Genomic DNA, 7332 nt, shown 5'->3' on the forward strand with positions numbered 1-7332 from the left:
GGGGTGTTCGGGGGGCTGGGGGGGCGGGGGCCCCGGCGGGGGGGGGGGCCGGGTACCGGCCCCCGCCCCCCCGGGGGGGGGGGGGCGGTTCGCCGGAGTTCGCCCCTGGCTGCCGTGGCCGTCTCGCATGCGCGGCGGTCACGGGCCCGGTGTCGGCGGCAGCCCGGTGTCGGCGGCAGGGGGAGCAGCCCCTGCCGAAAGCGGTCAGACCGCGTCGGCGCGGACCTCGGTGGCCCCGGCGGCGATGCGGATCAGCTCGGCGTTGAACCGGTCGGCCAGCTCCACGTTGGCCAGGTGACCGGTGGGCCAGATCTGGTAGTCGGCCAGCGAGCCGGTGGCGCGCAGGGCCTCGACGATGGGCTGGTTCATCCGCTCCGGCAGCAGCTTGTCGTCGGAGCCGGAGATGACCGTGGTGGGCACCGTAAGGTGGTAGGCGGCGTCGCCGAGGTCCATGACCGCCAGCGCGGCGGCGTGCAGGCCGCGGGTCAGCGGGCGGCAGGAGCGGACGATGTTCATCGCGAAGGCGATGTCGTCGTCGGTGGCGTTGCGGCCGACCACCCGGCCGCGCAGCAGCGGGCCGAGCACCGCCGGGCTCAGCAGCGGGCCGCCCGGCATCGGCACCGGCGCCGAGAGCAGCGTCTCGCCGATGACCAGCGGCATGCGCAGGTCGCGGCCGAGCAGGGTGAGCGGGCGGTTGCCGACGGTCAGCGGCTTGTTCAGCACCGGGATCAGATCGGTCTCGGTGCGGATGTTCTGGGCGGCGGTGTTGACCAGCACGGCGGCGGCGACCCGGTCGGCGACCTGATCGGAGTAGCGGCGGGCCCAGGACTGCACGGTGATGCCGCCCATGCTGTGGCCGACGAGCACGGCGCGGCGGCCGTGCGGGAGAGTGGCGTCGAGGACGGCGGCCAGATCGTCGGCGAGGGTCTGATCGCTGGGCGCCACCCGGCCGAGGCTGGAATCGCCGTGCCCGCGCTGGTCGTAGGCGACCACGCGGAAACGGTCGGCCAGCGCGTCGATCTGCGGGTTCCAGTACTCGATGCAGCAGCTCCAGCCGTGGATGAGCACGATGACCTCGCCATCGGCGGGGCCGTAGCTGCGGACCCGCAGGCGGGCGCCGTCGACGGTGGTGACGTAGGTCTTCTCCGACGGCGTGCGCGGCTTGTTCAGGGCGGCTGTCGAGTACGTCCGCGAACGCAACGCGGCACGGTAGGCAGCGGTCAGCGGCTCGGCATCACGCACCCCCGCCAGGGTCTTCATCGACGTCACCAGCATGGCACACACTCCTTTGTGTCTGGGGTCACGGTACCGCCCGACCAGGGGTGCTAGCTAGTGCAAGCGCACGGATACGGAAAACATGACCTCCGATACTGGGGCACCCGATAATCGGTCCGTTGAAATTCCCGAGTGGGGTCCGATTTCTCCGGTGGCGCCCGGCGCGCCCGCGCGGCTACCGTGGGTGGCGTGGAGCCCCCCGTCGAATTCCCGTCACCGGAACCGCAGTCGTGGGGGTCCGATCGCAGTCCCGCGCAGGCGCCGCACCCGCGGGCGGCCGCGGGACTCCCGTTCGCGTCCCCCGGCGGCGACCGCTGGACGGCGGGCGGCTGGCGGGCGATGAGCCTGCCGCTGCTGACCGGCGCGGCCGGCCTCGGCGGCCTGGCCCTGCTGCACTTCCGCGATCCGCACGTCGAGGGCTCCTACGGCATCTGCCCGACCTGGGGACTGTTCGGGCTGTACTGCCCCGGCTGCGGCGGCATGCGGGCGGTGCACAACCTGACCGACGGCCGCATCCTCGACTCGCTGCACAGCAATCTGCTCGCGTTGCCGCTGATCGTGCTGTTCTTCTGGTTCGTGGTGGACTGGGCGGTCCGCGCCCGGCGCGGCGCGGGCCCACGGCTGCCCGCCATCGACCGCGCCGTCACCGTGTCGCTGTTGGCGTTCATCGCCGTCTACGCGGTGCTGCGCAACACTGCCTGGGGGACCTGGCTGACGCCGGTGTAGCGCCGCGACCACGAGAGGAAGTGAAGACTCTCATGAGGGATTCCGCCGATTCCCGGCCCTACGAGCCCGTGGCCGAGCCGCCGATCGACGGCCACGAGTTCGCCGAGGCGCCCGGCACGTTGCGGGACCGGGTGCGGGCGAAACTGGTGCGGCAGCTGCGCGAGGACGGCCCGCTCGACAGCGAGCCGGACGATCCGCGCCGCATCGCCGTCGAGGCGGATCTGGACGCCCTCGACAGCGTGGACGACGACGATCCCCTCGTCGAGGAGCTGGCCGAGCGCTACCTGGTGTTCTGACCCGGTCGTCCCCCGAACCGGCGCTACCTGGACTCGCGCAGCCCGGCGCCCCCGCGCGGCGGCAGTTGCGGCAGCGCGCGCTCGCCGAGCCAGGCGTCGAACAGCGGGCGCAACGGCAGCCTGCTGTAATGGCCTGCCAGGTCGGTGAACTCCTCGGTGCCGACCGAGGCGTGCCGGTAGCGGCGGGTCCATTCGCGGAGCAGATCGAAGAAGGCGCGATCGCCGAGTTCCAGGCGCAGCGCGTGCAGGGTCAGCGCGCCGCGCTTGTAGATCCGGTCGTCGAACATGTGCGCCGGGCCGGGATCGCCGAGCAGGATGTCCTGTGGCTCGCGCGCCAGATTGTGCCCGGCCGCGCGGGCCATCCGGTCGGCGCTCGGGCCGCCGGAGGCCTCCGACCACAGCCATTCGGCGTAGCAGGCGAAACCCTCGTGCAGCCAGATGTCGCGCCACTGCCGCAGGGTGAGGCTGTTGCCGAACCACTGGTGCGCCAGCTCGTGGGCGACCAGCCGCTCCGAGCCGCGCCTGCCGTCGCAGTGGTTGGCGCCGAAGATCGCGATGCCCTGCGCCTCGATCGGGATCTCCAGCTCGTCGTCGGTGACCACCACCGTGTAGGCGGGGAAGGGGTACGGGCCGAACGCCTCGGTGAAGACCTCGAGCATGCGCTGCTGGCGGGCGAAGTCGTGGTCGAAGGCGGCGCGCAGGCGCGGGGGGAGCACCGCGCGCACAGGCACCGGCGCGTCCGCCGGACCGAGGCGGTGCCTGCGGTAGGGGCCGATCTGGATCGTGGCCAGGTAGCTCGCCATCGGCTCGGCCTGCTCGTAGACCCAGGTGGTCTGGCTCGCCCCGGTCTGCTTGCGCACCAGCTCGCCGTTGGCCAGCGCGTGATAGGGGCTGTCGGTGGTGATGGCGATGCGATAGCTGGCCTTGGCGCTCGGGTGGTCGTCGCAGGGAAACCAGGAGGCCGCGCCGTTGGGCTGGCCGGCCACCAGCGCGCCCTCGGTCAGCTCCTCCCAGCCGACCTCGCCCCACGGCCCGCGCACCGGCTTCGGCGTGCCCGCGTACGCCACGGTCAGCACCAGCGCGCCGCCCGCCGGCACGCGCTGCCGCGGGGTGATCACCAGTTTGCCGCCGCGATGGCTGTGGCGGGCCGCCTTCGTGCCGTTGACCAGCACCTTGGACACACTCAGCGACTGCGCGAGGTCGAGCGCGTAGTGCGGGCGCACCGCCGTGGTGACGGCGGTGATGTCCGCCCGGCCGGCCAGCCGGTTGCTCGCCACCTTGTAGGTCAGCTCCAGCTCGTAGCGCGAGACCCGATAGCCGCGATTGCCGTTGCGCGGCAGGTAGTCGTCGATGGGGTCGTCGTGGAACTTCCCCGCCGCCTTCCCGGCTCGCATCACGCCGCCCCACCGGAGGGCCGCGGGTGCGCACGCCGCCACGGCGCGATCGGGTTGCCCCACCAGCTGGTCGAGGCGGGCACGCTGTCGCCCCGCATGACCAGCGAGGCGGGCCCGACCGTCGCGCCGGCGCCGAGACGGGCGGCAGGCAGGGCGACACAGTGCGGGCCGAGCGTGGCGCCGGGTTCCAGCACCACGGTGTCCACCGCCATGACCCGGTCGTGGAACAGGTGGGTCTGCACCACGCACCCGCGTTCCACCGTCGCACCGTCGCCGAGTGTCACCAGGTCAGCCTCCGGGAGCCAGTAGGACTCGCACCATACCCCGCGGCCGATCCGCGCGCCGAGCGCGCGCAGCCACAGCGTCAGCACCGGAGTTCCCGTCGCGGCGCGGGCGAACCAGGGTGCGGCGACGGTCTCCACGAAGGTGTCGGCGACCTCGTTGCGCCACACGAACGAACTCCACAGCGGATGTTCCCCCGGCCGGATACGGCCGACCAGAAGCCATTTGGCCGCCACCGCGCTCGCCCCGGCCACCGCGCCCGCCGCCAGCAGCACCAGCCCGCTCAGCAGCGCGGCCACCGCGGGCCCGAGGGCCGCCGTGAGCCAGGCCAGTGTGAACAGCACGCCCAGGCCGATCGCGAAGGTCACCGCGACCGGGACGAGCCTGCACGTCTCCACGATCGCGCGCGCCACCTTCAACCCGCGCGAGGGCGCGAAAGTGCGGCGCGGGTCGGCGGATTCGGTGGCCCGGCGCAGCCGCACCGGCGGGGAGCCCACCCACGACGAACCCGCCTCGGCCTTGGACGGCGCGGCCGAGAGCACCGCGACCAGACCGTTCTTGGGCACCCGGCGGCCTGGCGCGGTCATCCCGGAATTGCCCAGGAAGGCGCGCTTGCCGACCTTGGCCGGGCCGACGCGCAGCCAGCCGCCGCCGAGTTCGTAGCCGGCGATCATGGTGTCGTCGGCGAGGAAGGCGCCGTCGGCGACGGTGGTGAACTTCGGCAGCAGCAGCACCGTCGAGGCCTCCACGTCCTTGCCGACCTTCGCGCCGAGCAGCCGCAGCCAGACCGGGGTGAGCAGACTGGCGTAGAGCGGGAACAGGAAGGTGCGCGCGCTGTCGAGCAGCCGCTCGGTGGCCCACGCCTGCCAGCCGATCCGGCTGCGCACCGGGTGGTGTCCCTCGGTCAGCCCGATCGAGAACAGCCGCACCAGCACGACGGTCGCGCCCGCGTAGGCGCCGAGGGCCACGAGCACCGCGGGCGGCAGCGCGGCGTACGCGCCGAGCGCGGCCTCGCCGAGAGTGGTGGTGCCGCGGACGCACCAGACCAGCCAGGCCGCGCCCGCCGGCAACGCGAGCACCGGCAGCGCCGCCAGCCCCATCGATGTCAGGGCGAACACCACGACCCAGTGCCTGGCGCGGGCCGGGGCCCGGTCCGGCCAGCGCCGCCTGGCCTTGCCGACCTTCACCGCGGGCGAGCCCGCCCACTCCCGACCGCCATCGACCGCCCCGGCGACCGCCGAGCCCGGCGCGATCTCGGCGCCCTTGCCGATCGTCGCGCCGGGCAACACGATCGAGCGCGAGCCGACCACGGCGCCCGCGCCGATCTCGATCGGGCCGATGTGCACGATATCGCCGTCGAGCCAGTACCCGGCCAGGTCCACCTCCGGTTCCACGCAGGCCCCGTCACCGAGGGTGAGCATGCCGGTGACCGGCGGCAGGGTGTGCAGATCGACGCCCTTGCCGATCCTGGCGCCGAGGGCGCGCGCGAAGGCCGCCATGAACGGCGCGCCGGACAGACTCTCCGCGCCGCAGGCCTCCGACAGCCGCACCGCGGCCCACAGCCGCAGATGCGTCGGCCCGCCGCGCGGGTAGCGGCCCGGCCGCACGCCACGCAACAGCAGCCGCGCCCCGAGCACGCACAGCGCCATCCGCCCGAGCGGGGTGATGAACAGCAGGAACGCGGGCAGCGTCCACCACCACGACAGCCGGGGCAGCCAGGGCAGCGCGCCCGCCCATGCGGCGAGGTTGCCCGCCACCACCAGCCAGGTGAACCATTGCAGGCCGGTGAGCGTGGTCAGCGGCACGGTCGCCAGCACCTGGACGAGCTGAGCGCGTCGTGGGGTCGGCGCGACCGTGCGCGGCTCGGCGGCCTCCGCGGCCTCGGCGGGGGCGGACTGTTCAAGGAAGCCGGCCAGCGCCCCGAAACGGGGGTGGTCGTAGAGGTCGGCGACGGCGACGGCCGGGTGGCGTTCGCGCAGCGCGGTGACCAGCTGGGCCGCCGCCAGCGAGCCGCCGCCGAGGTCGAAGAAGTCGTCGCCGGGGCCGGTGACCCGCGCGCCGAGCACCGCCTCCCAGCGTTCGGCCACCCAGCGGCCCGTCTCCGACAGCGCCTCGGTGACCTCGCTCCGGCTGCGCGGTAGCGGCCAGGGCAGAGCGTCGCGGTCGACCTTGCCTGAGGTGCGGGTCGGCATGTCCTCGACCAGGGCGAGCCGCGGGACCAGCGGGGCGGGAAGTCGCCGGGTCAGCAGGTCGCGGGCGGCGCGCAGGTCGTAGCCGTCGTCCGGCCCGGCGAGATAGCCGATGAGCACCTTGTTGCCCGCCCCGGTGGTGCGGATCGCAGCCGCGGCGGCGGTGACGCCGGGCAGATGCCGCAGGGCATCGTCGATCTCGCCGAGTTCGATGCGGCGGCCGCCCAGTTTGATCTGGTCGTCGGCACGGCCGAGGAACACCAGGCCGTCGGCCTCGTTGCGGACGAGGTCGCCGCTGCGATAGGCGCGCTGCCAGCCCAGTTCCGGTGCGGACGCGTACTTCTCGGCGTCCTTGGCGGGGTCGAGATAGCGGGCCAGGCCAACGCCGCCGATCACCAGCTCGCCCGTCTCGCCCGCGCCGACCGGCCTGCCGCGCGCGTCGACCACGGCGAGATCCCAGCCGTCCAGCGGCAGGCCGATCCGCACCGGCCCCCCGGCGGTCAGCGGTGCGGCGCAGGCCACCACGGTCGCCTCGGTGGGGCCGTAGGTGTTCCAGATCTCCCGCTCCCCGCCCCCGCTCTCGCACGCCACCCGCTCGGCCAGTTCCGGCGGCACCGCCTCGCCGCCGAAGATCAACAGCCGCACCGCTTCCAGCGCCTCCGGCGGCCAGGTCGCGGCCAGCGTCGGCACCGTCGAGACCACACTGATCGCCCGCCGCACCAGCCACGGACCCAGATCCGCGCCGGTGCGGACCAGGGCGCGGGGCGCGGGCACCAGACACGCCCCGTGCCGCCAGGCCAGCCACATCTCCTCGCAGGAGGCGTCGAAGGCCACCGACAGCCCGGCGAGCACCCGGTCGCCTGGCCCGAGTGGGTCGTCGCGCAGGAACAGCCTGGACTCGGCGTCCACGAAGGCGGCCGCGCTGCGATGGGTGACGGCCACGCCCTTCGGGGTGCCCGTCGAGCCGGAGGTGAAGATGATCCAGGCGTCGTCGTGCGGGGCGGGGCGGCGGGCGCCGCCCGCGGCGGGAGCGCGGCGGGGGCCGGCGGGCGGGGGGCGCCGGGCGGGCCCCCGCGGCGGGGGGGGCCGGGCGCCCGGCCCGGTCCGCGCACGCCTGTATCATATTCACCTCCGGCTCGCCGGGCACCCCGACGGGCGTGGCCGCCACCC

General features: G+C 74.3%; 4 protein-coding genes and 1 pseudogene. 2 read left to right on the plus strand and 3 right to left on the minus strand.

What is annotated here, in order from left to right:
- Positions 1 to 204: 204 nt before the first annotated feature.
- The gene (locus QH283_RS12850; RefSeq protein ID WP_280503234.1) at positions 205 to 1275 is read right to left on the minus strand and encodes an alpha/beta fold hydrolase; all 1071 of its coding nucleotides are present in this window, start codon (positions 1273 to 1275) and stop codon (positions 205 to 207) included.
- A 189-nt stretch (positions 1276 to 1464) separates the two neighbouring features.
- On the opposite strand from QH283_RS12850, the gene QH283_RS12855 reads away from it, so the two are divergent.
- Together QH283_RS12855 and QH283_RS12860 are read left to right on the plus strand one after the other, a co-directional pair.
- Positions 1465 to 2001 (plus strand): DUF2752 domain-containing protein, encoded by a 537-nt coding sequence (locus tag QH283_RS12855; protein ID WP_280503235.1) that lies wholly within the window; start codon positions 1465 to 1467, stop codon positions 1999 to 2001.
- Between the two features lie 32 nt (positions 2002 to 2033).
- Complete coding sequence (locus tag QH283_RS12860; RefSeq protein WP_414689690.1) at positions 2034 to 2297, plus strand: hypothetical protein; 264 nt, start codon at positions 2034 to 2036, stop codon at positions 2295 to 2297.
- A gap of 23 nt (positions 2298 to 2320) precedes the next feature.
- On the opposite strand, the gene QH283_RS12865 is transcribed toward QH283_RS12860, so the two are convergent.
- Both QH283_RS12865 and QH283_RS12870 read right to left on the minus strand, forming a co-directional pair.
- Entirely contained in the window at positions 2321 to 3691 is a 1371-nt protein-coding gene (locus tag QH283_RS12865) for a M1 family metallopeptidase (protein WP_280503236.1), read from the minus strand.
- A pseudogene (locus QH283_RS12870) lies at positions 3691 to 7212 on the minus strand (Pls/PosA family non-ribosomal peptide synthetase); the annotation flags it as partial. The pseudogene QH283_RS12870 and the gene QH283_RS12865, both read right to left, overlap by 1 nt.
- Positions 7213 to 7332: the final 120 nt, after the last annotated feature.

This window comes from Nocardia farcinica, assembly GCF_029867845.1.
GTDB classification, from domain to species: Bacteria; Actinomycetota; Actinomycetes; order Mycobacteriales; family Mycobacteriaceae; genus Nocardia; species Nocardia farcinica_A.